Annotated in this window: 20 protein-coding genes; 11 read left to right on the plus strand and 9 right to left on the minus strand. The window is 71.7% G+C overall.

Annotated features, from left to right (window positions below; translation table 11 throughout):
• Nucleotides 1-111 precede the first annotated feature (111 nt).
• Together recD2 and OHS81_RS23995 are read left to right on the plus strand one after the other, a co-directional pair.
• Nucleotides 112-2,325, plus strand: a complete 2,214-nt coding sequence (recD2, locus tag OHS81_RS23990) for an SF1B family DNA helicase RecD2 (protein ID WP_328386728.1) — start codon at nucleotides 112-114, stop codon at nucleotides 2,323-2,325.
• A gap of 178 nt (nucleotides 2,326-2,503) precedes the next feature.
• The gene (locus OHS81_RS23995) at nucleotides 2,504-3,793 is read left to right on the plus strand and encodes a citrate synthase (protein ID WP_311628064.1); all 1,290 of its coding nucleotides are present in this window, start codon (nucleotides 2,504-2,506) and stop codon (nucleotides 3,791-3,793) included.
• Between the two features lie 485 nt (nucleotides 3,794-4,278).
• Here the strand turns inward: OHS81_RS23995 and OHS81_RS24000 are convergent, their stop codons facing one another.
• On the minus strand, nucleotides 4,279-4,566 hold the full coding sequence (locus OHS81_RS24000) for a heavy-metal-associated domain-containing protein (protein WP_328386729.1): 288 nt from the start codon (nucleotides 4,564-4,566) through the stop codon (nucleotides 4,279-4,281).
• 295 nt (nucleotides 4,567-4,861) lie between these two features.
• Here OHS81_RS24000 and OHS81_RS24005 point away from each other — a divergent pair, with 295 nt between their 5' ends.
• The gene (locus OHS81_RS24005; RefSeq protein WP_328386730.1) at nucleotides 4,862-5,557 is read left to right on the plus strand and encodes a DedA family protein; all 696 of its coding nucleotides are present in this window, start codon (nucleotides 4,862-4,864) and stop codon (nucleotides 5,555-5,557) included.
• Nucleotides 5,558-5,563: 6 nt separating this feature from the next.
• Here OHS81_RS24005 and OHS81_RS24010 read toward each other — a convergent pair whose 3' ends face one another.
• On the minus strand, nucleotides 5,564-6,607 hold the full coding sequence (locus tag OHS81_RS24010) for a Gfo/Idh/MocA family protein (RefSeq protein ID WP_328386731.1): 1,044 nt from the start codon (nucleotides 6,605-6,607) through the stop codon (nucleotides 5,564-5,566).
• A 288-nt stretch (nucleotides 6,608-6,895) separates the two neighbouring features.
• Here OHS81_RS24010 and OHS81_RS24015 point away from each other — a divergent pair, with 288 nt between their 5' ends.
• Nucleotides 6,896-8,149, plus strand: a complete 1,254-nt coding sequence (locus OHS81_RS24015) for a LacI family DNA-binding transcriptional regulator (RefSeq protein WP_328386732.1) — start codon at nucleotides 6,896-6,898, stop codon at nucleotides 8,147-8,149.
• 98 nt (nucleotides 8,150-8,247) lie between these two features.
• Here the strand turns inward: OHS81_RS24015 and OHS81_RS24020 are convergent, their stop codons facing one another.
• The 6 genes from OHS81_RS24020 to OHS81_RS24045 form a co-directional block, all read right to left on the minus strand.
• Complete coding sequence (locus OHS81_RS24020) at nucleotides 8,248-9,171, minus strand: 2-dehydropantoate 2-reductase (protein WP_328386733.1); 924 nt, start codon at nucleotides 9,169-9,171, stop codon at nucleotides 8,248-8,250.
• Between the two features lie 95 nt (nucleotides 9,172-9,266).
• A complete protein-coding gene (locus tag OHS81_RS24025) occupies nucleotides 9,267-9,461 on the minus strand; it encodes a helix-turn-helix transcriptional regulator (protein WP_086721239.1) in 195 nt (64 codons plus the stop codon).
• Between the two features lie 495 nt (nucleotides 9,462-9,956).
• Complete coding sequence (locus OHS81_RS24030; RefSeq protein WP_328386734.1) at nucleotides 9,957-10,322, minus strand: peptidoglycan-binding domain-containing protein; 366 nt, start codon at nucleotides 10,320-10,322, stop codon at nucleotides 9,957-9,959.
• A gap of 101 nt (nucleotides 10,323-10,423) precedes the next feature.
• The gene (locus OHS81_RS24035) at nucleotides 10,424-11,923 is read right to left on the minus strand and encodes a sugar porter family MFS transporter (RefSeq protein ID WP_328386735.1); all 1,500 of its coding nucleotides are present in this window, start codon (nucleotides 11,921-11,923) and stop codon (nucleotides 10,424-10,426) included.
• Nucleotides 11,924-12,170: 247 nt separating this feature from the next.
• On the minus strand, nucleotides 12,171-13,190 hold the full coding sequence (locus OHS81_RS24040) for a Gfo/Idh/MocA family protein (protein WP_328386736.1): 1,020 nt from the start codon (nucleotides 13,188-13,190) through the stop codon (nucleotides 12,171-12,173).
• 396 nt (nucleotides 13,191-13,586) lie between these two features.
• Nucleotides 13,587-14,507, minus strand: a complete 921-nt coding sequence (locus OHS81_RS24045) for a sugar phosphate isomerase/epimerase family protein (protein WP_328386737.1) — start codon at nucleotides 14,505-14,507, stop codon at nucleotides 13,587-13,589.
• A gap of 420 nt (nucleotides 14,508-14,927) precedes the next feature.
• Between OHS81_RS24045 and iolC the strand changes: the two genes are divergently transcribed.
• The 7 genes from iolC (at nucleotide 14,928) to OHS81_RS24080 (ending at nucleotide 25,341) form a co-directional block, all read left to right on the plus strand.
• Nucleotides 14,928-15,920, plus strand: coding sequence for a 5-dehydro-2-deoxygluconokinase (gene iolC, locus OHS81_RS24050; protein ID WP_328386738.1), 993 nt, complete (start codon nucleotides 14,928-14,930; stop codon nucleotides 15,918-15,920).
• Nucleotides 15,921-16,036: 116 nt separating this feature from the next.
• Entirely contained in the window at nucleotides 16,037-16,924 is an 888-nt protein-coding gene (locus OHS81_RS24055) for a Cgl0159 family (beta/alpha)8-fold protein (RefSeq protein WP_328386739.1), read from the plus strand.
• Between the two features lie 108 nt (nucleotides 16,925-17,032).
• Nucleotides 17,033-18,043: a 5-deoxy-glucuronate isomerase gene (gene iolB / locus OHS81_RS24060; RefSeq protein ID WP_328386740.1), complete on the plus strand. Its 1,011-nt coding sequence runs from the start codon at nucleotides 17,033-17,035 to the stop codon at nucleotides 18,041-18,043.
• Nucleotides 18,040-19,923 carry a 3D-(3,5/4)-trihydroxycyclohexane-1,2-dione acylhydrolase (decyclizing) gene (iolD, locus tag OHS81_RS24065; protein WP_328386741.1) on the plus strand — a complete coding sequence of 628 codons (1,884 nt, stop codon included), beginning with the start codon at nucleotides 18,040-18,042 and terminating at the stop codon, nucleotides 19,921-19,923. Before iolB ends, iolD begins: the two co-directional genes overlap by 4 nt.
• Before the next feature lie 38 nt (nucleotides 19,924-19,961).
• Nucleotides 19,962-21,455 carry a CoA-acylating methylmalonate-semialdehyde dehydrogenase gene (locus OHS81_RS24070; RefSeq protein ID WP_328386742.1) on the plus strand — a complete coding sequence of 498 codons (1,494 nt, stop codon included), beginning with the start codon at nucleotides 19,962-19,964 and terminating at the stop codon, nucleotides 21,453-21,455.
• 329 nt (nucleotides 21,456-21,784) lie between these two features.
• The gene (locus OHS81_RS24075) at nucleotides 21,785-24,484 is read left to right on the plus strand and encodes an alpha/beta fold hydrolase (protein WP_328386743.1); all 2,700 of its coding nucleotides are present in this window, start codon (nucleotides 21,785-21,787) and stop codon (nucleotides 24,482-24,484) included.
• Nucleotides 24,481-25,341 carry an ABC transporter permease gene (locus OHS81_RS24080; protein WP_328386744.1) on the plus strand — a complete coding sequence of 287 codons (861 nt, stop codon included), beginning with the start codon at nucleotides 24,481-24,483 and terminating at the stop codon, nucleotides 25,339-25,341. The genes OHS81_RS24075 and OHS81_RS24080 overlap by 4 nt, the downstream gene beginning before the upstream one ends.
• Nucleotides 25,342-25,485: 144 nt before the next feature.
• Here OHS81_RS24080 and OHS81_RS24085 read toward each other — a convergent pair whose 3' ends face one another.
• Nucleotides 25,486-26,505 carry an alpha/beta hydrolase gene (locus OHS81_RS24085; RefSeq protein ID WP_328386745.1) on the minus strand — a complete coding sequence of 340 codons (1,020 nt, stop codon included), beginning with the start codon at nucleotides 26,503-26,505 and terminating at the stop codon, nucleotides 25,486-25,488.
• Nucleotides 26,506-26,606: the final 101 nt, after the last annotated feature.

Here is a 26,606-nt window from a genome sequence, read left to right on the forward strand (position 1 = left end):
GGGCCCCTCGATGGTGCACCGGCGGTCCGGAGAGCGGTCCGGAGGGGACCCGGCCCGGTCCGGACCCCCGCCTCCCGGCGCGATGTCAGACCCCGGCGGTACGGTCGGTCCATGGTCAACGCAGCCGTGATCGAAGGGGTCCTGGAGCGGATCACCTACGCCAACGAGGAGAACGGCTATACCGTCGCGCGGGTCGACACCGGCCGTGGCGCGGGCGATCTGCTGACCGTCGTCGGCGCGCTGCTCGGGGCGCAGCCGGGCGAATCGCTGCGCATGGAGGGCCGCTGGGGCTCCCACCCCCAATACGGCAAACAGTTCACCGTCGAGAACTACACCACCGTCCTGCCCGCCACCATCCAGGGCATCCGCCGCTACCTGGGCTCCGGCCTGATCAAGGGCATCGGCCCGCGGATCGCCGACCGCATCGTCGAGCACTTCGGCACGGACACCCTCGACGTCATCGAGACCACCCCCGCACGCCTGGTGGAGGTGCCGGGCCTGGGCCCCAAGCGCACGAAGATGATCGGCGCCGCCTGGGAGGAGCAGAAGGCCATCAAGGAGGTCATGGTCTTCCTCCAGGGCGTCGGCGTGTCCACCTCCATCGCGGTGCGGATCTACAAGAAGTACGGCGACGCCTCCATCTCCGTCGTCCGCAACCAGCCCTACCGCCTGGCCGCCGACGTCTGGGGCATCGGCTTCCTGACCGCCGACCGCATCGCGCAGTCCGTCGGCATTCCGCACGACAGCCCCGACCGCGTCAAGGCGGGCCTGCAGTACGCGCTGTCGCAGTCCACGGACCAGGGCCACTGCTTCCTGCCCGAGGAACAACTGATCGCCGACGCGGTGAAGTTGCTCCAGGTGGACACGGGCCTGGTCATCGACTGCCTGGGCGAGCTGGCCGCGGACCCGGAGGGCGTGGTCCGCGAACAGGTGCCGGGCGACGGGGAGGGCGCGCCGCCGGTCACCGCCGTCTACCTGGTGCCCTTCCACCGCGCCGAGATCTCCCTGGCCGGCCGGCTGGCCCGGCTGCTGCGCACGGACGAGGACCGGATGCCGGCGTTCCGGGACGTCGACTGGGACAAGGCGCTGGCCTGGCTGGCGCGGCGGACGGGCGCCGAGCTGGCCCCCGAGCAGCAGCAGGCGGTGCAGCTGGCGCTGACCCGTAGGGTCGCGGTGCTCACGGGCGGGCCGGGCTGCGGCAAGTCCTTCACGGTCCGGTCCGTCGTGGAGCTGGCCCGCGCCAAGAAAGCCAAGGTGCTGCTGGCGGCGCCCACGGGCCGGGCGGCCAAGCGGCTCTCGGAGCTGACCGGCGCCGAGGCCTCCACGGTCCACCGGCTCCTGGAGCTCAAGCCCGGCGGGGACGCCGCCTATGACGCGGACCGGCCGCTGGACGCCGATCTGGTGGTGGTCGACGAGGCCTCGATGCTGGACTTGCTGCTCGCGAACAAGCTGGTCAAGGCGGTGCCGCCGGGCGCCCATCTGCTGCTGGTCGGGGATGTCGACCAGCTGCCGTCGGTGGGGGCGGGCGAGGTGCTGCGCGATCTCCTCGACGGGGCCGGCCCGGTGCCGGCCGTCCGGCTGACCCGGATCTTCCGGCAGGCCCAGCAGTCCGGGGTGGTCACCAACGCCCACCGCATCAACTCCGGCGTCCCGCCTCTGACCACCGGACTGACGGACTTCTTCCTGTTCGCCGAGGAGGACGCCGAGGAGGCCGGACGGCTGGCGGTGGACGTCGCGGCCCGCCGGATCCCGGCAAAGTTCGGCCTCGACCCGCGCCGGGACGTCCAGGTGCTCACCCCGATGCACCGCGGCCCGGCCGGTGCGGGCGCGCTGAACGGCCTGCTCCAGCAGGCCGTCACCCCCGCCCGCCCCGACCTGCCCGAGCGCCGCTTCGGCGGCCGGGTCTTCCGCGTCGGCGACAAGGTCACCCAGATCAGGAACAACTACGAAAAAGGCCTCAACGGCGTCTTCAACGGCACGGTCGGCGTGGTCACCGCCCTGGACTCCGACGAGCAGCGGCTGACCGTGCGCACCGACGAGGACGAGGAGATTCCCTACGACTTCGACGAACTCGACGAACTCGCCCACGCCTATGCCGTGACGATCCACCGCTCGCAGGGTAGTGAGTATCCAGCGGTGGTGATTCCGGTCACCACCAGTGCCTGGATGATGCTGCAGCGCAATTTGCTGTATACCGCCGTGACCCGGGCAAAGCGCTTGGTGGTGCTCGTCGGCTCCCGCAAGGCCCTGGGGCAGGCCGTCCGCACGGTATCCGCCGGTCGGCGGTGTACGGCGCTCGATCACCGGCTCGCCGGTGCGATATGAGAGGTCCCCCCTCTTTCCCATTCGGGGCGAAGGGGGGCAGGATGGGCACTCGGACGGCACTGAGTGCCGCAGACAGGCCCTATGGCCGACCCCGAGTGCACAACCAAGGCCCAAATGGGGGAAGGTATAGGCAGTCAGGGCACCTCGAAGAAGAGGCACAACGTCGGTGAGGGATGACGTGAGCGACAACTCTGTAGTACTGCGTTACGGGGACGGCGAATACAGCTACCCGGTCGTCGACAGCACCGTTGGCGACAAGGGCTTCGATATCTCGAAGCTTCGCGCCCAGACCGGTCTGGTGACCCTGGATTCCGGTTACGGCAACACCGCGGCGTATAAATCCGCGATCACCTATCTCGACGGTGAGAACGGGATTCTTCGTTACCGCGGCTACCCGATCGAGCAGCTCGCAGAGCGCAGCACGTTCGTCGAGACCGCGTACCTCCTCATCCACGGTGAGCTGCCCACCGTCGATGAGCTGGCGAACTTCAAGCAGGACATCACCTACCACACCCTGCTCCACGAGGACGTCAAGCGCTTCTACGACGGCTTCCCCCGGGACGCCCACCCGATGGCGATGCTGTCCTCGGTCGTCAGCGCGCTGTCGACCTTCTACCAGGACAGCCACAACCCGTTCGACGAGCAGCAGCGCCACATCTCCACGATCCGGCTGCTGGCCAAGCTCCCGACGATCGCGGCCTACGCGTTCAAGAAGTCGGTCGGCCACCCGGTCGTCTACCCGAGCAACGACCTCGGGTACGTCGAGAACTTCCTGCGCATGACCTTCTCGGTGCCCGCCGCGGACTACGACCTCGACCCGGTGGTGGTCAGCGCCCTCGACAAGCTGCTGATCCTGCACGCCGACCACGAGCAGAACTGCTCCACCTCCACGGTCCGCCTGGTCGGCTCCTCGCAGGCGAACCTCTTCGCCTCGATCTCGGCCGGCATCAACGCCCTGTGGGGCCCCCTGCACGGTGGCGCCAACCAGTCCGTGCTGGAGATGCTGGAAGGCATCCAGGCCAGCGGCGGCGACGTCGACTCCTTCATCCGCAAGGTGAAGAACAAGGAAGACGGCGTGAAGCTCATGGGCTTCGGGCACCGCGTCTACAAGAACTTCGACCCCCGCGCGAAGATCATCAAGGCGGCGGCGCACGACGTCCTCTCCGCTCTCGGCAAGTCCGACGAGCTGCTGGACATCGCCCTCAAGCTGGAGGAGCACGCGCTGTCCGACGACTACTTCGTCGAGCGCAAGCTCTACCCGAACGTCGACTTCTACACCGGCCTGATCTACCGGGCCATGGGCTTCCCGACCGAGATGTTCACCGTGCTCTTCGCGCTCGGCCGGCTGCCCGGCTGGATCGCCCAGTGGCACGAGATGATCAAGGAGCCCGGCTCCCGTATCGGCCGCCCGCGGCAGATCTACACCGGTGTCGTCGAGCGCGACTTCGTGCCGGTCCAGGAGCGCTGACCCCTCCGAGGCCGGCTCCCCGCACGCAAAAAAAGAAGCGCCCCGCCTCCGGATCCCCCCACGGGTCCAGAGCGCGGGGCGCTTCCCTTGTCCCGGTTGGATTCCCCCCACGGGATCCGTCCGGGCGTTCCGGGTTGCACCGCGATCTGCCGGGACGCGCACATTCGGGAGGGCCGCTCAAAGCTCCCCGGGCACGTCGCCCCGGCCACGCGTAGCCGGGCACGATCCCCCAAGATCAGCCCGGCTGTTGCAGTGCAAGCCCCGCCGGGGTGCCTGCACTTGCCCGGTTAGACTCGCGACCCCCCTCAATGGTTACGTTCGGATGAGTGTGATCTGGGTCTCTTGCCATATGGGGGCGAATGCGGTCAAGGGCCTCCATCTGGAGATCGAGGCCCTTGGGTATGGGTGTTGTGCCGGTTGTAAGGGCCGTGTGAAATTTCCTGGACGCGGGGCCGTCGGCACCCGCGGAGGCCGGGGGTGGAGCGTCAGGCCGCCTGCTCCACGAGCTCGTAGCCGGCCTCGTCGACGGCCGCCCGCACGGCGTCCTCGTTCAGTGGCGCCTTGGAGGTGACGGTCACCAGGCCGGTGGCCGCGACCGCCTGCACCGAACTCACCCCGGCGAGCTCGCCGATCTCGGACGACACCGCCCCCTCGCAGTGGCCGCAGGTCATGCCGGTGACCCGGTACGTGGTGGTCACCTCGCCGACCTGGACGTCGGTGCCGCCGGAGTGGCAGGAGTCTTCGGGGGTGCAGCAGGAGCTGTTCTCGGCCATGGGGGATTCTCCTTGTGGTGCCGATGTGTTCCGTGTGGCGCTTGGTGCGTTCGGTGTGGTGCTGTGCGTTCCGTGTGGTGCCGCACGCCGGGGAGGTGCGGCGCACCGTGAGTGGCTGACTCCGGCGACTGCCGGCGCCTTCCACCCCTCCGCACTTTATACCCCTAGGGGGTATCAATCCAGCTTCCGGGGGCGCTCGCCGCGTTGCCTCCGCGCCCCACCGCGTTGCCGCACGCCCCGCCACGCGTCAGCCTTGGGATATACGGGCTCGGGGCGGATCCGAGGAGGCGGCCGTATGGACGTACTCGCCCTCTACGGCCTGCTGGTGCTCACCACGCTGCCACCACTGATCCCCAACTCGGCGCTCCTTGTCACGACCGGAGTACTCGCCTCCCGGGGCGAGGTCTTCCTCCCCCTCGTCCTGCTGACCGTCGGGGGCAGCGCACTGCTCGGGGACCTCCTCATGTACGCCGCCGCACGGCGCTTCGGCGAGCCCGTACGGACCTGGATGCGCCGCAACCCTCGCCGCCGGGCACTGCTGGAATGGACCTCCGTCCGCATCCAGCGCTACGGCCTGCCCTTCGTGATCGCCGTACGGTTCCTGCCCAGCGGCCGGATCGTCGGCGCCCTGGCCTCCGGGGTGCTGCGCTACCCGCTGCGCAAATACGCGCTCGGCGCCGCCGTCGCCGAGGCGACCTGGGCGACGTACTCGGTGGGCCTCGGCTACGTGGGCACCGCCACCACCGGCCGCCCGCTCTACGCCGCCGGCGTCGGCTTCGGGGTCTCCTGTGCGGTCGCCGCGGCCGGTGCCGCGATCCAGTGGGCGGCCCGCCGCCGTACCCTGCGCGACCCGCCGGAGGAGAGCGGCGAGGGCGAGGGCGGCGGGGCCTCCGAAGGGGGTGACGGCGGCCGGGGCGAGGGGCGGGGCGGCCGGGCCTCGTCCATGGCGCCGGCGCGATTGTCGGTGGGTGCCCCTACAGTGCAGACATGAGGTTGATTACACAGAGTGACCTTTCGGGCGGGCTGTGCCACCTGCGGCGGCCCGGACATCCGCCACGGCGACCGGCTCACCGGTGCGCCGCGAACGCTCACACGCCTCGGCGATGTACAGCGCCTCCAAGGCCTCCGCGGGCGAGCACGGGCTCGGCGCACGCCCCGCCACGACCTCGGCGAAGACCCCCAGCTCGGTGACGTAGGCGTCGTGGAAGCGCTCCATGAACGTGGCGTACGGGTCGGCCGCCCGCTGCCACGACAGCTTCGGCTCGGCGGACGGCAGTGGCGCACGGTCGTCGAGGCCGACGAAGCGGGCGCCCTCGGAGCCGCAGACCTCCAGCCGGACATCGTGGCCCGCGCCGTTGTAACGGGTCGCCGTGACGGTGGCCAGAGTGTCGTCGTCGAAGCGCAGCAGCGCCGCGCAGGTGTCCACGTCATCGCCGTCGGCAAAGAAGGGTGCGCCGCGGTTGGCACCCTGGGCGTAGACCGAGACCACCTCACGGCCGGTGAGCCAGCGCAGGATGTCGAAGTCATGGATGCTGCAGTCCCGGAACAGCCCGCCGGAGGTGGGGATATAGCCGGCGGGCGGCGGCGTCCGGTCGCTGGTGCAGGCCCGCAGGGTGTGCAGCCAGCCCAGCTCACCGGAGTGCAGTGCCTCGCGGGCGGCGCGGTACCCCGCGTCGAAGCGGCGCTGGAAACCGATCTGTACCGGCACGGAGCCGGCCTGCGCCCGCTCCACCACGCCGACGGTGCCCGGCACGTCCGGCGCGACCGGCTTCTCGCAGAACACCGGCACCCCGGCGTCCAGGGCCTGGTGGATCAGCGTGGCGTGTGCGCTGGTCGCGGCGGTGATCACTACGCCGTCGAGGCCGTCCGCGTACATCTCCTCGATGCTCGCGGCGGACCGTACGCCCAGGGTCTCGGCCAGCGACGCGGCGCGTGCGGTGTCCACATCCGCGACGGCGATGCCGGTGACGCCCGGGACGCTCAGCAGGGTGCGGGCATGGAACGCGCCGATGCGCCCGGTGCCGATCAGACCGATCTTCATGCCTCGGTTCCTTTCCGGGGAGGGGGTGCGGATGAGGGAGAGGGTGAGGGAGAGAGGTGAGGGGGAGCTGAGGGGTGAGGGGTGAGGGGGAGCTGAGGGGGCGGGATAGGTGGGGGCGAGCGGGAGGGAGGAGGGGGCCATGCGCGTCGCGCCGGCGCGTTCCTTGGAACGGTCCAACCGTTGCCGTCACGGGCACCCTGCATGTCCTGATGTCCGCATGTCAACCATTCTGCAGGGGCACTTGGCTGCGCATTGACGCCGATCCGGCCCGATGGGAGGCTTCGTCCTATGGAACGGTCCAACCAGCGCGCCGACGGACGATCCGAAGGGCGGCCCGGCGAGCGGGACGGCGAACGTTCCGGCGTGCGGCCGGGAGCGGACCGGCATCCGACGATCCGCGGTGTCGCCGAGCGTGCGGGCGTCTCCAAGTCGCTGGTTTCGCTCGTGCTGCAGGGCTCACCGCGGGTCAGTGCGGCCAGGCGGCAGGCCGTGCTGGCGGCGATCGAGGAGCTGGGCTACCGGCCGAACGCCGCGGCCCGCAGCCTGGCGGCACGCCGTACCCACACGGTCGGCGTGCTGCTGCACGACATGCGCAACCCCTGGTTCGTCGAGGTGCTGGACGGCCTGAACTCTCTGTTGCAGGCGCACGGTCTGCGGATGCTGATGATCGATGCCCGGCTGGACCGGCGGGCCGGTCAGGACTTCGCCCGTACCTTCCAGGAACTGCGGGTCGACGGCATCGTCATCGTCGGCACGCTCCCGGACACCGACGGCCTCGCCGAGGTCGCGGAGCGGCTGCCGACCGTCATCGCGGGCAACCACGAACCGCGGCTGCCGCGCGTCGACCTCGTCGCCAACGACGATGAGCGCGGCGCCCGGCTCGCCACCGAACACCTCATCGCCCTCGGCCACCGGCGCATCGCCCATATCGCCGGACAGGGACAGGTCGGCGAACTGCGCCGCCGCGGCTTCGAGGCCGCCATACGCTCCCACGGCCTGTCGGCGAGCGCCGTCGTGGAGAGCGGCGACGGAACCGAGGAGGGCGGCTACCGTGCGGCCGTCCGGCTGTTCCACCCCTCGCGTGCCTCCGGACGCCCCGCCCCCGGAGATCCCCCTGCCGGACACTCCATTGACGGGCACCCCGCCGTCGGGCACCCCGCCGTCGGACACCCCGCCGTCGGAGATCCCGCTGCCGAACGTCTCACCGCCGTAGATCCCGCTGCCGAACGTCCCGCCGCCGAACGTCCCACCGCCGTCTTCGCGTTCAATGACATCTCCGGTGTCGGCGCGCTGTCCGCCGCCCAGGAGCTGGGGCTGGACGTCCCCGCCGATCTCTCCCTCGTCGGCTACGACAACACCTACCTCGCCCGCATCCGCCACCTCTGGCTCAACTCGGTGAACAACGCCAGCCACGAGGTCGGCCGACGGGCGGCGCGCTGCCTCCTGGACCGCATGGAGCGCCCGGACGCCCCGGCCGGGCAGCAGCTCGTGCCCCCGGAACTGGAGATCAGGGGCTCAACGGCACCACCCCGGACCGTCTGACCCACGCCCGGGCGGCCTTGGCCGGGCCGTCCGCCCGGAGCCCGCCTGTCACCTTCCCGGCCCGGACCGGCCTGTCCGGCTAGCCCCGCCCCGGCCCCCTACGCCTTCCCGCCCCGCAGTTCGCGGTCCACCGCCCGCAGCAGGGTCAGCAGCATCCTGTTCAGCGGAGTCGCGATGCCGTGCCGTTCGCCGGCTCTGACCACCGCGCCGGTCAGGAACTCATGCTCCAGCGGGCGGCCCGCCAGGCGGTCGTAGAGCATTGAGGAGCCGCCGTCCCGAGGGGCGGTGGCGTACAGCTCAAGCGTCCGGGAGATGTCCGCCTCGCCGATGTCCGCCCCCTCGGCACGCGCGACGACGGCCGCCTCGCGCAGCAGATCACGGGTGAGCGCGGCCATCTCCGGGTCGGCGAAGATCCCTGTCCGCTGCTGGAGAAGAGCGGTGATCGGATTGGCCGCGAGGTTGGTGAACAACTTGCGCCAGGCGGCCGTGGTGAAGTCCGGCACGCGGTGCACCCGCAGTTCGCTGCCGTCCAGCAGGGCGGCGAACCGGTCCGCCAACGGACCCTCGGGCACGTGCAGTTCACTGGCGACGTGATGCAGGACCCGGCCGGGCGCGGTGCGCTCCGCCGAGATGTAGACCACGGTGGGGAGGATGCGGGTGCCCCGGGGCACGAGCGGAGCGACGCGCTCCTTCAGGCCGATGCCGTTCTGCAGCACCGCGACCGCGGTGTCGCGGCCGCACAGCCGCCGCAGCCAGCCCTCGGCGCCCGCGGTGTCCTGTGCCTTGGTGGTCAGCAGCACCCAGTCGACCGGCCCCACCTGCGCCGGATCGGTGACGATACGCACCGCCGCGGGCCGGACCGTGCCGCCGCTCTCGATGCTCAGACCGTCCAGCGGGCTGCGTACGCACAGCGTGACGTCCAGCCCGGCCCACCGTGCAAGGGCCGCGGTGTAGCCACCGATCGCGCCGCCGCCGATCACCGCGATCCGGGCGGGTACCGCTGCTGGGGAGCTCCGGGGCATACCTCGATCGTAGAGCCGGGGAAGCCTGGCGGGTGGGTGCCGCCCGGGCCCCGGCATCGCCCGGGAGCGGGGGCCCGGGGCCGTACCGGTGGCTCTCAGCGCCGGCCGCGCTGGCCCGGCCGCTGCGCCACCCATGCTCTGACCGTGTCGGCGAACCAGTACGGTTTCCCGCCCTCCACCAGATCCGGTTCGGGCAGCAGCCCGTGCTTGCGGTAGGAGCGCACGGTGTCCGGCTGCACCTGGATGTGCGCGGCGATCTCCTTGTACGACCAGAGCTTGCGGTCGGTCATCTCTGCCACCTCCTGAGCGCCGTACGCAGGGTCGGCCCGGAGGAGCCGGCAGGGGGCTGCGTACGGCCTGGTGATCACTCACCCTGTGCCTGGACAACGACACCGAGTAACCATGGGGGAGGGGCTGTTGATCGGCTGTGACGGAAGCCCCGCGTAACGGTGACAGCCGTGACGCGAGCCGGATGGCTGTGACGGGGGCGGGACGGTCCGGAACGGGGGCGGGGGATGGGACGGGTCGGCTCAAAACGGCGGCGGCACGGGGTGGGTCGGTCCGGTACGGGGCGATACGGGGCGGTACGGGAGGCGGGGTTTGATACGGAGACGGGGCGGCTCGGAACGGCGGCGGACGCGTGACCGGCGCCGCGGCCGGACCCGGGGCGGAACAGCATGTGGCGGGCCGGTCCCCCGGCTGGGGAACCGGCCCGCCACACGTACACCAGCGGTCCTGCCGGACGGACAGCCCGCTGTCAGGCCGTCCGGCCCGAGCACAGCGGATCAGGCGTAGAGCGCCCGCCAGGTCTTCTTGTCGACCTTGCCGTTGGCGGTCAGATGATGCCGGGACTGGAACTTCTTCACCGCGGCCAGGGTCTTGGGACCGAAGTACCCGGTCACATCTCCCCACGGGAGATAGCGGCGGTTCGCCAGCAGGCACTGCACCTGCGAGACGCGGTCGCCGCGCTGACCGTAGACGGTGAGAGCGGTTCCGTTGTAGTACGCGCAGGCGGCCAGCGTGCCGGGCCGGCCGGCTGCCGGACTGTCGGCGGACGCCGGACCGGTGAGCAGTCCGGCGGTCAGCAGCCCCGCGGTCGCGGTCAGGACGGCCGTGCGCTTGACGGCTTGGCTGAGAGTGTGGGCATTCACGAATTCCCCGTTTCCCCCGTTGGACGTGATTCCACCCGTTCTGACGCCGGGGGAGCGGGGCGCGGTTCCGGCAATGCCTCAGCACTTGGCGCGCGCCGCCGTCAGCTCCGGCCCGGGTTCCCGCCGGGGCTTCCGTTGGGGCTCCCGCTCGGGCACTCGCTGGGGCTCCCGCTCGGGCTCCCCTTGCTCGGTGCCGCCTTCGTGGCCGCCCTGCGCAGCTCGTGCTCCAGATCCTCCAGGGCCAGCCCCTTCGTCTCCGGCGCGTACCGCTTGCAGAAGAACAGGGACAGCACACACATCACGCCGAAGAACCAGAACGTGGTGCCCGCGCCGACCGCGTCGAGCAGCAGCGGGAAGGCCAGCGCGACCCCGAAGTTGACCATCCACATCATGAACACCGCGGCGCCCATGGCCAGTCCGCGCACCTTGAGCGGGAACATCTCGGCGAGCAGCAGCCAGACACCGGTATTGAGAGTGGCCTGCATGAACGCCATGTAGAGAACCATCAGGCCGAGCACGAGGGCGCTGACGGCGGTGGAGTGCGGCAGGCGGAAGGCGGCACCGAGCAGGGCGAGCGAGACGGCCATACCGGACAGACCCGCAAGCAGCATGGGCCGCCGGCCGACCCGGTCGATCAGGGACATCCCGATCGCCGTGGCCAGGACGGAGATCGCGCCGACGGCGATGGTGGCGGTGATCGAGGCGCCGGTGCCCAGACCGGTCGACGCCAGGATCTTGGGCGCGAAGTAGACCACGGCGTTGACACCGGTGATCTGCTGGACGGCCGCCAGCCCGATCCCGACCAGCAGCAGCCGCCGCACCCACGGTGTACGCAGCTGCTGCCAGGCGCCGCGCCGGGCGTCGGCCTCCAGGGCGCGGGCCTGATCGATACGGGCCAGCTCGGCGGCTACGTCCTCGGCGGGCAGCGTACGGTGCAGCACCCGGCCCGCCTCGTCCGGTCGGCCCTTGCTGATGTACCAGCGTGGAGTGTCGGGCAGGAAGAACAGCCCGACGAACAGGGCCACGGCGGGCAGCGCCGCGAGGCCCAGCATCCAGCGCCAGGCCGCCCAGTGCGCCAGAACGGCATTGATGAGGTAGGCGAGCAGCTGACCGCTGACGATCATCAGCGAATTGAAGGAGACCAGCCGGCCGCGGATGTGCGGGGGCGCGATCTCGGACAGGTACAGCGGGGTGATGACGGAGGCGCTGCCGACGGCGAGCCCGAGGACGAAGCGCGCCACGGTCATGAAGGGGACGCTCGGCGAGAGCGCGACGGCCAGCGCACCGCCGATGAACACGGAGCCCGCCCACAGCAGGGAGTTGCGCCGGCCCAGCGCATCGGCCATCCGTCCGCCGATCAGCGAACCGAAGGCCGCGCCGATCAGCAGCGCGCTGGTGATGATGCCCTCGCCCAGAGAGGTGAGGCCGAAATGGCTCTCCAAGAAGGGGAGGGCGCCGGAGATCACTCCGGTGTCGTAGCCGAACAGGGCGCCGCCGAGGGCGGCAATGGCAGCGATGCCGACGATGAAGCGCTTGGCGCTGCGGGCCCGCACGTTCTCGCGCGGGCCGGCGGGCGCCATCTGGCTGGTCGGAGCGGCCATCCTCAGCTCCGGTACGCCGTGCCGGCCCACCCGGCGGCCGGGGCCGGGGGCGCGGTCGGGGCCAGGGCCGGTGTCGGGGGCAGGGCCGGTGTCGTTGTCAGCGTCGGCCGGCCCGGCGAGGGGCGGGCCGGGGAGGGGCGCAGGGGTATGAGGCCGGTGCGGAGCGGGTCGGCGTCAGGGGCGACGTACATGGTGCGGGGCCTTTCGGTGGTGCGGGGCCTTTCGGTGGGGGCGGGCTTATCGGCCGCTAGCGGTACAGCGACGGCCGCTCGATCAGTTCGACGGTCACCCGCTCGCCGGTGGTCTGGGCCCGTACGCCCGCCTCGCACACGGCGGCCGCGGCGTAGCCGTCCCAGCAGCTGGGGCCCTCGACCTCGCCGCGCCGGGTGGCGTTCACCCAGCGCTGCACCTGCCGGTCGTAGGCCTCCTCGAAGCGCTCCACGAAACCAGGGGGGATGGCGCCACCCCAGTGGCCCGAGGTGTTGCTGAACACTCCGTGGTCGTCGCCGATCCTGGCGGTGCCGCCCTCGCAGACCGCCTCGCAGCTGACCTGGTAGCCGAAACCGCAGTTGACGAAGATTTCGGTGTCCACGACCTGGCCGCCCGCGGTCTCGAAGAGGACCAGCTGCGGGTCACTGAGGCCTTCCGGCGCGTTGCCGGTGGGGGCCGGGCGCAGCACCCGGACCGCGGTGATCTCCTCCCCCAGGAGCCAGCGGGTCACATCGATCTCATGCACCACCGAGTCGTTGATCATCATCGCGTTGGTGAAGCCGGGCGGGGTGTCGGCGTTGCGGTGCTTGTTGTGGAGCATCAGGGGGCGACCGTAAGTGCCCTGCTCCAGAAGGGACTTGAGGGTGCGGTAGCCGGCGTCGTAACGGCGCATGAAGCCGACCTGGACCCGGCGGTGCCCCAGCGCCTGCTCGGCCTCCAGGACGCGCAGCGCGGAGGCGGCGTCCGGCGTCAGCGGCTTCTCGCACAGCACGGGCAGATCCCGCGCGAAGGCATCCAGCAGCGTTGCCTCGTGGGCGGGTCCCGGCGAGGCGATCAGCACGGCGTCCACCGCGGGGTCGTCCATGGCGGCGGCGGGGTCGGTGTAGGGGGTGCACCCGTCGATGCCGTCGGCGAGGTGCTTGACGCGGTCCGCGTCGATGTCGACCACGGCCGCCACCCGGGCACCGCTGATCACCTCATTGATGCGGCGTACGTGGTCGGCGCCCATCCGGCCGGTGCCGATGACCGCCACGCCGAGCGTTTCGTGCGAAGTCATGTCGTCCTCAAGTCCTTACGTTTCCTTACGTGCTACAGAGTGTGATGTACGCTGGGAACTGATTACTCTCCGTAATCGTTGCCGGGGTGTGAGGAGGCGTCGTGAGGCATACGCATGCGAGACGTACCCGTATGAGGCATACCTGCCTGCATGGGGCATACCTGCACAGGGTGCATGCCTCAAGCCGCCTGACCTGGAGGCGCGCGCTGCCTTGAGGCGGTGCCCGACCTGGAGGCAGCGCCCGACCTTGCGCCGGCGTGCGGCCTTGAGGTGGCGCGCGGCCTTGAGGTGCATGGCCTTGAGGTGCATGGCCCTGAGGCGCACGGTCCCCGTGGCCACGGCCTCATGCGCGCGGCCGCACCGCAGCGGACGGCTCAGGCGCCGCAAGCGGACGGCTCAGGCGCCGCAGGAGCGCAGAAAGCGGCGGGTGCGCTCGGCGATGGGGAACGGCTGGTCGGGCGGGCAGGGGTACATGTCCTGCTCGACGATGGCGAAGAGGTCGACATCCAGCTCCTGGGCGGCCTGCAGGACGGGCGGCAGGGCGGGCACGCCGAGCGGCGGCTCGCACATCACGCCCTGCTTGACGGCCGGGCCGAACGGGGTGCCCTTGGCGACGACCTCGCCGAGGATGTCCGGGTCGACCTGCTTGAGGTGGAGGTAGCCGATCCGCTCGCCGTAGGTGCGGATCAGCTTGACGCTGTCGCCGCCGCAGTAGGCGTAATGGCCGGTGTCCAGGCAGAGGCTGACCAGGTCTGAGTCGGTGGCGTGCAGGAATCGCTCGACGTGTTCCTCGGTGTCGATATGGGTGTCGGCGTGCGGGTGGACGACGATGTCCAGCCCGAACTCGTCCCGTACGCGCTTGCCCAGCCGCTCCATGCCGGTGGTCAGGTGCTTCCACTGCTCCACGGTCAGCTCGCGCGGCTCGATCTCCTCGGCGGTCTTGTCGTCCCGCCAGAAGGACGGGATGACGACGAGGTGTCCCGCGCCCATCGCCTGGGTGAGGGTGGCGACCTCGGAGACGTGCGCCCAGGTCTTGTCCCATACGGACGGGCCGTGGTGCAGCGAGGTGAAGATCGTGCCGGCCGAGACCTGCAGGCTGCGGCGGGTGATTTCGTCGCGCAGGACGGCGGGGTCGGTGGGCAGGTAGCCGTACGGGCCGAGCTCGATCCACTCGTAGCCGGCTTCGGCGACCTCGTCCAGGAAGCGCTGCCAGGGCACCTGCTGGTCGTCGTCGGGGAACCAGACTCCCCAGGAGTCGGGTGCGGAACCGACGCGAAGGCGGTCCAGGACGGGCGGGGCGGCATGGGGAACGGACATGCTGCGGCTCTCCTCTCGCCGGTCGGCGGTGACCGGGAGGCGCTGGGGTGGGTCGTGGGGCACAGCCTCTCTGCCGCCCCGGGGAGTGTCAAGACTTCGTCCTGACATTAGGACTTAAGGACTTTGGCGCTCCGCGGCGCCCCGATTGATGCTCCGCGGCGCCCCGATTGGCGCTCCGTGGCGTCCCGGATTGCCTCGGGAGAGTGTTCGGGGTGCGTCGCGCCGCGCCTGCACCCTTCCGGTCCGGCGTCCCCTTCGGCGCCCACGCCCCGGCTCCCCCTCGACGCCCCGGCTCCAGCGCATCCCTCAACGTCAGTATGTAAGGACAAAGTGTTGACAGGGTCTGACTCTCCCCGTTAGACCTTTCCTCAGAGCCGAACCCGCCGAACCCGCCGCGCCGGCCGACCCGAAGGGGCGCACATGACCGAGCCGTACGACCTGATCACCATGGGCCGCATCGGAGTTGACCTCTACCCGCTGCAGACCGGTGTGCCGCTGGCGCAGGTGGAGACGTTCGGGAAGTTCCTCGGCGGCTCGGCCACCAATGTGGCGGTCGCCGCGGCCCGGCTCGGCCGGCGGAGTGCGGTCATCAGCCGTACCGGAAGTGACCCGTTCGGCGACTACGTCCACCAGGCGCTGCGCGACTTCGGTGTGGACGACCGCTGGGTGACCCCTGTCGACGCCCATCCGACGCCGGTCACCTTCTGTGAGATCTTCCCGCCGGACGACTTCCCGCTCTACTTCTACCGCCGCCCCAAGGCCCCCGACCTGGTCATCCACCCCGAGGAACTGGACCGGGACGCGATCGCGGCCGCCCGGATCTTCTGGATCACCGGCACGGGGCTGTGCGAGGAGCCCAGCCGCAGTGCCACTCTTGCCGCGCTGGAGGCCCGCGCCAGGACGGGCACGACCGTCTTCGACCTCGACTGGCGGCCGATGTTCTGGGGCGGCGAGGGCGGCGCCTCCGGGGACGGCGGCGCGAGCGGTGCCGCGGCGATGGCCACCGCCCGCCCGTATTACGAAGCCGCCCTGCGGTACGCCACCGTGGCCGTCGGCAATGTCGACGAGGCCGAGGTCGCCACCGGGCTGCGCGATCCCGAGGCCTGCGCCCGGGCGCTGCTGGACATGGGTGCCGAACTCGCCGTCATCAAGCAGGGCCCCAAGGGCGTGCTCGCCGTGCACCGCGACGGCCGTACCGCCGAGGTCCCGCCGACCCCCGTCGAGGTCGTCAACGGCCTGGGCGCGGGCGACTCCTTCGGCGGCTCGCTCTGCCACGGCCTCCTGGCCGGGTGGGACCTGGAGCCGATGATGCGCTACGCCAACGCCGCCGGCGCGATCGTCGCCTCCCGTCTCGCCTGCTCGTCCGCGATGCCCACGGCCGACGAGGTCGACGCGTTCCTCGCGGGGCGGTGACCCCGTGGCCGCACTCGTCCCTGTCACCCCTGCGGCCGCACCCACCCCCGTCACCCCGGGGCCGTCCCCGCAGCCGTCCCCGCCCCACCTGTGCACTCAAGAAGGTGAGTTGAGCCTTGAACCCTCGGATCAGTGACCTCGCGACGCTGCGGGCCCGGCACCCCGAAGCCGTCGCGGAGGCCGCCGCCCGCCGCACCCGTCGCCCGCTCATCGGCGACAGCGGCCGGCTGATGATCGTCGCGGCCGATCACCCGGCCCGCGGCGCGCTCGCCGTCGGAGACCGGCAGCTCGCCATGGCCAACCGCCTCGATCTGCTGGAACGCCTGGTCCTTGCGCTGTCCCGGCCCGGTGTGGACGGGGTGCTCGCCACTGCCGACATCCTGGAGGACCTGCTGCTGATCGGGGCCCTCGAGGGGAAGGTCGTGATGGGCTCCATGAACCGCGGCGGTATCGCCGGTGCCGCCTTCGAGATGGACGACCGGTTCACCGGGCACCGCCCCCAGGACCTCGCCCGGCTCCGCTTCGACGCCGGCAAACTGCTGCTGCGCATCGACTACAGCGACCCCGGCTCGCTGACCACCCTGGAGAACACCGCCCGTGCCATCGACGCGATGGCCGAGCGGCAACTGCCCGTCTTCGTGGAGCCGTTCCTCTCCTCCCGGAGAGAAGGCGCGGTCCGCAACGACCTCAGCGCCGAGGCCGTCACCCGCTCGGTGGCCATCGCCTCCGGCCTCGGCGGCACCTCCGCCTACACCTGGCTGAAGCTGCCGGTCACCGACGACCCCGACGCCATGGCCCGGGTCTGCGAGACCACCACGCTGCCGACCGTGCTGCTCGGCGGCGACATCGGCAGCACCGTTCAGGACCAGGAAGCCGCCTACGAGAAGTGGCGCAAGGCGCTGCGGCTGCCGACGGTGCAGGGCCTGGTCGTCGGCCGCTCGCTGCTCTACCCGGCCGACGGCGATGTCGCGGCGGCCGTGGACACCGCCGTGGGCTTGCTGTGAACACCCTCGTGGGCCGGATGCGGCCACCGCCGTAGGCCGACGGTGAATACCGTGAACCCCACCGAAGGCCTGCTGTGAACACCGCGATTTCCGCAGGAGACTCGATATATGAGCACTGAATTCCACCTGAAGGCCACAGCGGCGGCCGACGGCCCGTATGCGCTGGACATCGATCCGAAGCGGGCGGGCTGGGGCTACTCCTCGCTGCGCGTCCTCGATCTGCCGCCCGGTGGCCACCACTCCTTCGCCACCGGCGACAGCGAATGGATCGTGCTGCCGCTGTCCGGCGGCTGCACGGTGCTGACCGACAGCGGTGAAACCGGTGAGGCCAGCGGGACCGGTGAGGCCGGCGAGGCCGGTAGGGCTGGTGAGGCCGGTAGGGCTAGTGAGACCAGTGAGACCGATGAGACCAGTGGGACTGGTGGGACCGGTGAGATGTTCGAACTGACCGGCCGGGAGAGCGTGTTCAGCGGGGTCACCGATTTCGCGTACGTACCGCGTGACGCCCATGTGCAGATCGCGAGCGGCGCCGGCGGCCGTTTCGCGCTCACCGGTGCCCGCTGCGAGCGCCGGCTCCCCGCCCGCTACGGTGCCGCCTGCGACGTTCCCGTGGAGCTGCGCGGCACCGGCAACTGCTCCCGCCAGGTCAACAACTTCGGCGCCGCGGGCACCTTCGAGTGCGACAAGCTCATCGCGGTGGAAGTGCTCACCCCCGGCGGCAACTGGTCCTCCTACCCGCCGCACAAGCACGACGAGTGCCGCCCCGGCGAGGAGTCCGAGCTGGAGGAGATCTACTACTTCGAGGTCGAGTCCGCGCACGGCACGGAAGGTGTCGGCTACCAGCGCGTCACTCCCTCGGGGCGCGGCCGCGGCACCGAGGTGCTGGCCGAGGTCCGCAGCGGTGACGCGGTGCTGATCCCGGACGGCTGGCACGGTCCGTCGATCGCGGCGCCCGGCCACGCCCTGTACTACCTCAATGTGATGGCCGGTCCCGGCGAGACCCGTGAGTGGCTGATCTGCGATCACCCCGACCACGGCTGGATCCGCTCCACCTGGCCCTCTCAGCCCGTCGACCCCCGCCTCCCCCTCTACGAAGCGCCCGCAGGAGACGCCCGATGAATGCTCCGACGACCCGCCGGCTGACGGTCGCGCAGGCCCTGGTCGAGTTCCTGGCCCACCAGTACACCGAGCGGGACGGCCGCCGGCACCGCCTGATCAACGCCTGCTGGGGCATCTTCGGCCACGGCAATGTCGCCGGCCTCGGCCAGGCGCTGCTGGAATCCGGGGACGCGATGCCGTACCTCCAGGGCCGTAACGAGCAGGCCATGGTGCATGCCGCGGTCGGCTACGCCCGGCAGCGCGACCGGCTCGGCGCGCAGGCCGTCACCACCTCCATCGGTCCCGGCGCCACCAACCTCGTCACCGGCGCCGCGCTCGCCACCGTCAACCGCCTCCCGGTCCTGCTGCTGCCCGGCGACATCTTCGCCACCCGGCCCGCCGACCCCGTCCTCCAGCAGCTCGAAGTGCCCTTCGCCGGTGATGTCTCGGTCAATGACGCGCTGCGCCCGGTCTCCCGCTACTTCGACCGGGTCACCCGGCCCGAGGCGCTGATCCCCGCGGCCCTGCAGGCCATGCGGGTGCTCGCCGACCCCGTCGACACCGGCGCCGTCACCCTCGCGCTGCCGCAGGACGTGCAGGCCGAGGCGTACGACTGGCCGGAGGAGTTCTTCGCCGACCGCATCTGGCGCGTCCCCCGGCCCGCCCCCGACGCCGACGCCCTCGCCGAGGCCGTACGGGCCCTGCGCGGCGCCCGCCGGCCGCTGGTCGTCGCGGGCGGCGGGGTCCACCACAGCGAGGCCGAGGAGGCGCTGCGCGCGTTCGCCGACGCCACCGGTATCCCGGTCGCGTCCACCCAGGCCGGCAAGGGTTCGCTGCGTCACGACCACCCCGCCGACGTGGGCGGCATCGGCCACACCGGCACCGCCACCGCCGACGCCCTCGCCCGCGAGGCCGACGTGGTCCTCGGCGTCGGCACCCGCTACACCGACTTCACCACCGCCTCGTCGACCCTGTTCGCCGCGCCCGGTGTCCGCTTCGTCAACCTCAACATCGCGTCCTTCGACGCCCACAAGCTCGGCGGGCTCTCCCTGGTCGCCGACGCCCGCGCCGGCCTGGAGGCGCTTGCCGAGGAGCTGTCCGGCGAGCGGGTCGACGCGGAGTACGAGGCCGCCTACCGGGAGGCGAAGGCCGGCTGGGAGCGGCGGGTGGACGCCGCGTACGGGGCCGCCGACCCGTCGGTGCGGCCCTCGCAGACCCAGGTCCTGGGCGCGCTGGACGCCGTGGTCGACGACACCGACGTGATCATCAACGCGGCCGGTTCGCTCCCCGGTGACCTGCACAAACTCTGGCGCGCCCGGTCCCGGAGGCAGTACCACCTCGAATACGGCTACTCCTGCATGGGCTATGAGATCCCGGCCGCGATCGGTGTCCGGCTCGCCGCCCCCGACCGGCCGGTGTGGGCGCTGGTCGGCGACGGTACGTATCTGATGAACCCCACCGAACTGGTCACCGCGGTCCAGGAGGGCATCCACATCAACGTCGTCCTCGTCCAGAACCACGGCTATGCCTCCATCGGCGGGCTGTCCCAGGCCACCGGCGGTGAGCGCTTCGGCACCGACTACCGCTTCCGCGCCGCGGACGGCACGTACACCGGAGCCCCGCTGCCGGTCGATCTCGCGGCCAACGCCGCGTCGCTGGGCATGCACGTGCTGCGGGCGGCCACCGTCGGCGAGCTGCGTGCCGCGCTCGCCGAGGCGCGTGGCGCGAACCGGCCCACATGTGTCTATGTCGAGACCGAAACGGCTGACACTGTGCCGGGCGCGCCCGAGGCTCAGGCCTGGTGGGATGTGCCTGTTGCCGAGACCGCGACACGTCCGGCGGCGGTGGCTGCCAGGGAGGCGTACGACCGGCACACCGCCGGGCGCCGCCGCCACCTCTGACTCCCGCTCGAAGTCGTCACCCCAGAAAGGCCCTCCGCATGAAGACCCTCAGCCACTGGATCGGCGGTAAGCCCGTCGAGGGCGTCTCCGGCAACTTCGGCCCGGTCTACAACCCGGCCACCGGCGCCCAGGAGAAGCAGGTCGCCTTCGCCTCCGCCGACGAGGTCGACGCCGCCGTCGGCGCGGCCAGGGAAGCCTTCCGGACCTGGGGCACCAGCTCCCTGGCCAAGCGCACCTCGGTGCTGTTCAAGTACCGCGAGCTGGTCGACGCGCACCGCGAGGAGCTCGCCCGGCTGATCACCGCCGAGCACGGCAAGGTGCACTCCGACGCGCTCGGCGAGGTCGCCCGCGGTCTGGAGATCATCGAGCTGGCCTGCGGCATCCCCGAGAAGCTCAAGGGCGAGCTGTCCACCCAGGTCTCCACCCGGGTGGATGTGGCGGCGATCCGCCAGTCCCTCGGTGTGGTCGCCGGCATCACGCCGTTCAACTTCCCGGCGATGGTGCCGATGTGGATGTTCCCGCTGGCCATCGCCTGCGGTAACACCTTCGTCCTCAAGCCGAGCGAGAAGGTGCCCAGTGCCGCGTTCAAGCTCGCCGAGCTGGCCGCCGAGGCGGGGCTGCCCGACGGGGTGCTGAATGTCGTCAACGGCGACAAGGTGGCCGTCGACGCCATCCTGGAGCACCCGGACATCGCCGCGGTCTCCTTCGTCGGCTCCACCCCCATCGCCCGCTACATCCACACCACCGGCACCGCCAACGGCAAGCGCGTCCAGGCGCTGGGCGGCGCCAAGAACCACATGCTGGTCCTGCCGGACGCCGACCTCGACCTGGCCGCCGACTCCGCGATCAACGCGGCGTACGGCTCGGCCGGTGAGCGCTGCATGGCGATCTCCGTCGTGGTGGCCGTCGGCGAGACCGCCGACCCGCTGATCGGCAAGATCAAGGAGCGCGCGGACAAGCTGCGGATCGGCCCCGGCGACGACCCGGCCTCCGAGATGGGCCCGCTGATCACCAAGGTCCACCGCGACAAGGTCGCCTCGTATGTCTCCGGCGCCGCGGCCCAGGGCGCGGATGTCGTCATCGACGGCACCGGCTACACCGTCGAGGGCTACGAGGACGGCCACTGGATGGGGGTGTCCCTCCTGGACCACGTCACGCCCGAGATGGACGCCTACCGTGACGAGATCTTCGGCCCGGTGCTGTCCGTGGTCCGCGTCGACACCTACGACGAGGCCATCGCGCTGATGAACAACTCGCCGTGGGGCAACGGCACCGCGATCTTCACCCGGGACGGCGGCGCGGCCCGCCGCTTCCAGATGGAGGTCGAGGCCGGCATGGTCGGCGTGAACGTGCCGATCCCGGTGCCGGTGGGCTACCACTCCTTCGGCGGCTGGAAGGACTCGCTCTTCGGCGACCACCACATCTACGGCAACGACGGGGTGCACTTCTACACCCGCGGCAAGGTCGTCACCACCCGCTGGCCCGACCCGTCGGACGGCGGTATCAACCTGGGCTTCCCCAGCAACCACTGACGGAGTCTTCGACGGACCCCCTGCCGGCGCCCGCCGGCGGGGGGTCCGGCACGTCCGGGAAACGGCGGCCGCCCGGGGCGGGGGAGGGCGGCCGGCCCGGTCCGGCGGCCCGCGGGCGGGCCTTCGGGCCGGCGATCGCGGCGCTGCCCCCGCAGGGCGGGTACCGACCGCCGCAGTACTGACCGGCGGGCGGCGCTCCTGGTCCACGGGGCCGCAGGCCTCCTACGGCCTCCGTGGTGCAAAAGCGCGAACCCTACTCCCCGGGGAGGCCGCGGGGGCCGGCCCGGGGTACCGGCCGCCCGCCGCGGCCCGTACCTAGGATTCACGGTATGGATCTCCGAGGCCTCAGACTGCGCGGCCGGCGTCTGTACGCCGCCGCGGGTGCGCTGGCCGTCCTCATAGGAGGCGGCACCTGGGCGGCCGCCTCCTCGGACGCCGCGCCCGCCGTCCACCGCGCGGACCGGGTGATGACGATGCCCGACCGGCCGGGCAGCACGAAGGAGGTGCGGATCGACACCTCCTTCTTCACGGCGGGGAGCGCCGCGCGGCGGCGGCCCGCCGTCCTGCTCGCCCACGGCTTCGGGGCCACCAAGGACACCCTCCGTCCGCAGGCCGAGAAGCTGGCCCGGGACGGGTACGCCGTCCTGACCTGGTCGGCGCGTGGCTTCGGCAGGTCCACCGGCAAGATCGGGCTCAATGACCCGCACGGCGAGGTCGCCGACGTCCGCCGGCTGATCGACTGGCTGGCCAAGCGCCCCGAAGTCCGGCTCGACAAGGCCGGCGACCCCCGGGTGGGCGTCGCCGGCGGCTCCTACGGAGGCGCGATCTCGCTGCTGGCGGCCGGCTACGACCGGCGCGTCGACGCCATCGCCCCGCAGATCACCTACTGGAACCTCGCCGACGCCCTCTTCCCTCACGGGGTCTTCAAGAAGCTGTGGGCGGGGATCTTCTTCACCACCGGCCCCGCGGGCACCACCGGCTCGCCGGCCGCCGCGCCCTCGGCCCCCGGCGGCTGCGTCCGGTTCGAGCCGGAGCTGTGCCGGACATACGAGCGGGTCGCCGAAAAGGGCAGACCGGACGAGGCGGCCCGCCGGCTCCTGGAGTCCCGCAGCCCGTCCGCCGTCGGCGACCGCATCAAGGTGCCGACGCTGATCATGCAGGGCCAGACCGATTCGCTGTTCCCGCTCGGCCAGGCCGACGCCATGCAGCGGGCGGTCCGCAAGAACGGCGCCCCGGTCGACGTCGACTGGATCGCCGGCGGGCACGACGGCGGCGACCGGGAGCTCGGCCGCCTGGAGGCCCGGACCAAGGACTGGTTCGACCGCTATCTGAAGGGCGACAGGCACGCCGCCACCGGGCCCGCGTTCCGGATCAGCCGCACCGGGGGAGTGGACTCCACCGACGGCGCGGTGCGGCTGCGCGGCGCGAGCGGGGGCAGCTACCCCGGCCTGGACAACGATCCCCGGCGGGTCCGCCTCGCGGGCCGCCCCCAGGTCTTCAGCAACCCGGCCGGTGCCGGACCGCCCGCGATCTCCGCGGTGCCCGGTGTCGGCGCGCTCGGCAACCTCTCCTCGCTGGGCGCCGGCGGCCTGTCCGTGGACTTCCCCGGCCAGTACGCCGCCTTCGCCTCGGCGCCGCTGCGCACCCCCCTCCACCTCACCGGCAGCCCCACCGCCACCGTGCACGTGCGGTCCAGCTCCCGGGACGCGGTGTTCTTCGCCAAGGTCTACGACGTCGCCCCGGACGGCCGCCGCCAGGTCCTGCCGTCCCAGCTCGTCACGCCCTACCGCGTCAAGGACGCCCGTGACGGCAGGACCGTGCGGCTGCACCTGCCCGCCGTCGACCACGAGCTCGCGGCCGGCCACCGGCTGCGGCTGGTGCTCTCCGCCACCGACCTCGGCTATGCCTCGCCGGCCGGACCCGCCACCTACCACGTCTCGCTGCAGGGCGGCGCCCTGAGCGTGCCCACCGCGCCTCAGGTGCGCAGTGCGGCCGCCCCGCTGCCCGCCTGGACCTGGCAGCTGCCCGCCGCGGCCGCCGCGGTGGCCGCGCTGCTGCTGCTCACCGCCCGCCGCAGGGCCGCGGCGCCCGCCCCCGATCCGGCGCTCGCCGAGGTCCCGCTGCAGATCAGCGGCCTGAGCAAGCGCTACGCCAAGTCCGCGCAGGGGTATGCCGTCCAGGACCTCACCTTCCGCGTCGAGAAGGGGCAGGTGCTCGGGCTGCTGGGGCCCAACGGTGCCGGCAAGACCACCACGCTGCGCATGCTGATGGGGCTGATCAGCCCCGACGAGGGGGAGATCAGGGTCTTCGGGCAGGCCGTCCGGCCGGGCGCCGAGGTGCTGTCCCGGGTCGGGGCGTTCGTCGAGGGCGCGGGCTTCCTGCCGCATCTGTCCGGCCGCGCCAACCTGGAGCTGTACTGGCAGGCCACCGGCCGGCCCGCCGCCGATGCGCACCTCGACGAGGCGCTGGAGATCGCCGGCCTCGGCGACGCCCTGCAGCGCGCCGTACGTACCTACTCCCAGGGCATGCGGCAGCGGCTCGCGATCGCCCAGGCCATGCTCGGGCTGCCGGATCTGCTGATCCTCGACGAGCCGACCAACGGGCTCGACCCGCCGCAGATCCGTGCGATGCGCGAGGTGCTGATCCGCTACGCCGCCGCCGGACGCACCGTGATCGTCTCCAGCCATCTGCTGTCCGAGGTCGAACAGAGCTGTACGCACCTGGTCGTGATGGACCGCGGGCGGCTGGTGCGGTCCGGCCCGGTCGCCGAGATCACCGGCTCCGGTGACACCGTGCTGGTCGGTGCCGCGGAAGCGGTCGGCGACGCCGTGGTGGAGAAGGTGGCCGCACTGCCGGGGGTGGTCTCGGCCGTGCGCGCCGAGGGGGGCCTGCTCGTGCAGCTGGGCGGCGGCCTCACCACCACCCAGCTGCTCACCGAACTGCTCCGGCTGGAGGTCGCGGTGGACCGCATCGGCCCGCACCGCCGCCTGGAGGACGCCTTCCTCACCCTGATCGGAGGTGACCGATGACCGCACACGCCACGGCGCGGGCGCCGGGTTACCGTCCGCGCCGCACCCTCCCGCTACGCGTCGAGGCCCGCCGCCAGCTGCGGCGGCGCCGCACCCTGGTGATCGCCGCCGTCCTGACGCTGCTGCCGTTCGTGCTGGTGGCGGCGTTCGCGATCGGCGGCGACCCGCACGGCCGCGGCAATGGCCGGATCGCTCTGATGGACACCGCCACCGCCTCCGGCGCCAACTTCGCCGCCACCGCCCTGTTCGTCTCCGCGGGCTTCGTGCTGGTGGTCCCGGTGGCCCTGTTCTGCGGGGACACGGTCGCCTCCGAGGCGAGCTGGTCCTCGCTGCGCTATCTGCTGGCCGCGCCGGTCCCACGGGCCCGGCTGCTGCTGAGCAAGCTCACCGTCGGGCTGCTGTTCAGCGCCGCCGCGATGCTGCTGCTGCCGCTGGTGGCGCTGGGCGTGGGCACCGCGGCGTACGGCTGGGGCCCGCTGCAACTGCCCGCCGGCGGCACGCTGTCCGCGCCGGAGGCGTTGCCGCATCTGGCGGTCGTGGTCGGCTACCTCTTCGTCAGCCAGCTGGTCACCGCGGCCCTGGCGTTCTGGCTGTCGACGGTGACCGACGCGCCGCTGGGCGCGGTCGGCGGCGCCGTCGGGCTGACCATCGTCGGCAATGTCCTCGACCAGGTCACCGCCCTGGGCACCTGGCGTGAGGTGCTGCCCGCCCACTGGCAGTACTCCTGGGCCAACGCGCTGCAGCCCGGGTGGGAGTGGTCCGGGATGATCCAGGGCTCGGCGGTCTCGGTGGCGTATGCGCTGGTGCTGTGCGCGCTGGCGTTCCGGGGGTTCGCACGCAAGGACGTGGTGTCGTGACGACCGTGTGAGTCGTGACGACGGTGTGTGTCGTGACGACGGTGTGAGGGGGGGACGACGGTGTGAGTCGTGACGGCGTGGCGGGGCGTGACGACGGGCCGGGCGGCGGGGGACGCAGCTCCCTCACCGCCCGTGGCGGCCGCGTCAGGCGGTCGGCCCCTGCATGCGGGCACTGACCCAGCGCATCGTGCCCTCGCCCAGCCCCTGCACATACGTCTCTGCGCTGTGCGTGCCGCCCGGCACGATCTGCAGCCGGGTGTGCACCGGCCCGTGCCCGTAGCGCGCGATGAACTTCCGCACCTTCGGCAGCACCGTGTGCTCCTGGGAGCCGTCCTGGAAGGCGAGGTAGACCGGCGGTCCGCCGCGCGCCATCAGCCGGCGGGCCAGCACCTCCGGGTTGTTCTCCCGCTCCGCCCCGGCGTGGCCGTTCCACAGCGGCGAGTCGGGCACGATGTCCGGCCCGTTGGGTATCGCCACCTTGAAGGTGTCCGGGTGCTGCAGCACGTTCTTCAGGGCCGCGAACCCGCCGGAGGAGGAGCCCATGATGGCCCAGGCGTCGCGGGTCTTGAGGGTGCGGAAGTTCTGCCGTACGAGATCGGGCACGTCCTGGCTGAGCCAGGTGCCGATCTTCGGCTGGCCCGGTATGTCGCTGCCGTCGTAGTACTGCTTGTCATTGGGGTTGAGCACCGGCATGACGACGATGAAGGGCAGGCTGGTGCCGTTCTTGGACCACCGGGCCAGGTTCTCCTCCAGTTTGAGGTCGGAGCCGATCCAGTAGTTGACGGGGAAGCCGTACGCGCCGGGCAGCGCCTCCATCACCGGGAAACCCTTGTGCGCGTTCCGCTTCTCGTAGTACTCCGGCGGCGCCCACACCCATACCTTCCCGGTGAAGCCCGACTTGGGGCCGTGCAGGGTGGTGACGCCGATCGGGGTGTTCTCGCCGGCCCCGCCGACCCGGCTCTCCTCCTCGAAGCTGACCGGACGCGTGGGCCACTGCACCAGCGACCGCTTTCCCGGAGGTGTGGCATGCAGCGCGGCGCCCGACTTGGGGCCGCCGAACCGTAGGGGAGAGGCCTGGGTGGCGCCGCTGCCGCAGCCGGACGTACCGACGAGGACGGTCAGAGTGATCAGTGTGATCACCGCGGGGAACAGGGCTTTGCGCACGGGGCCTTCTCCTTGCCGACATCCGGGAGCTGTCCCCGGCTGGCCAGCAAGAGGGGGCGGCGCGGGCCCGGGTTTCCCTTCGGGGGTGTCGGTTTGCTCGC

Source organism: Streptomyces sp. NBC_00400, assembly GCF_036048035.1.
In the GTDB taxonomy this organism is placed as follows: domain Bacteria; phylum Actinomycetota; class Actinomycetes; order Streptomycetales; family Streptomycetaceae; genus Streptomyces.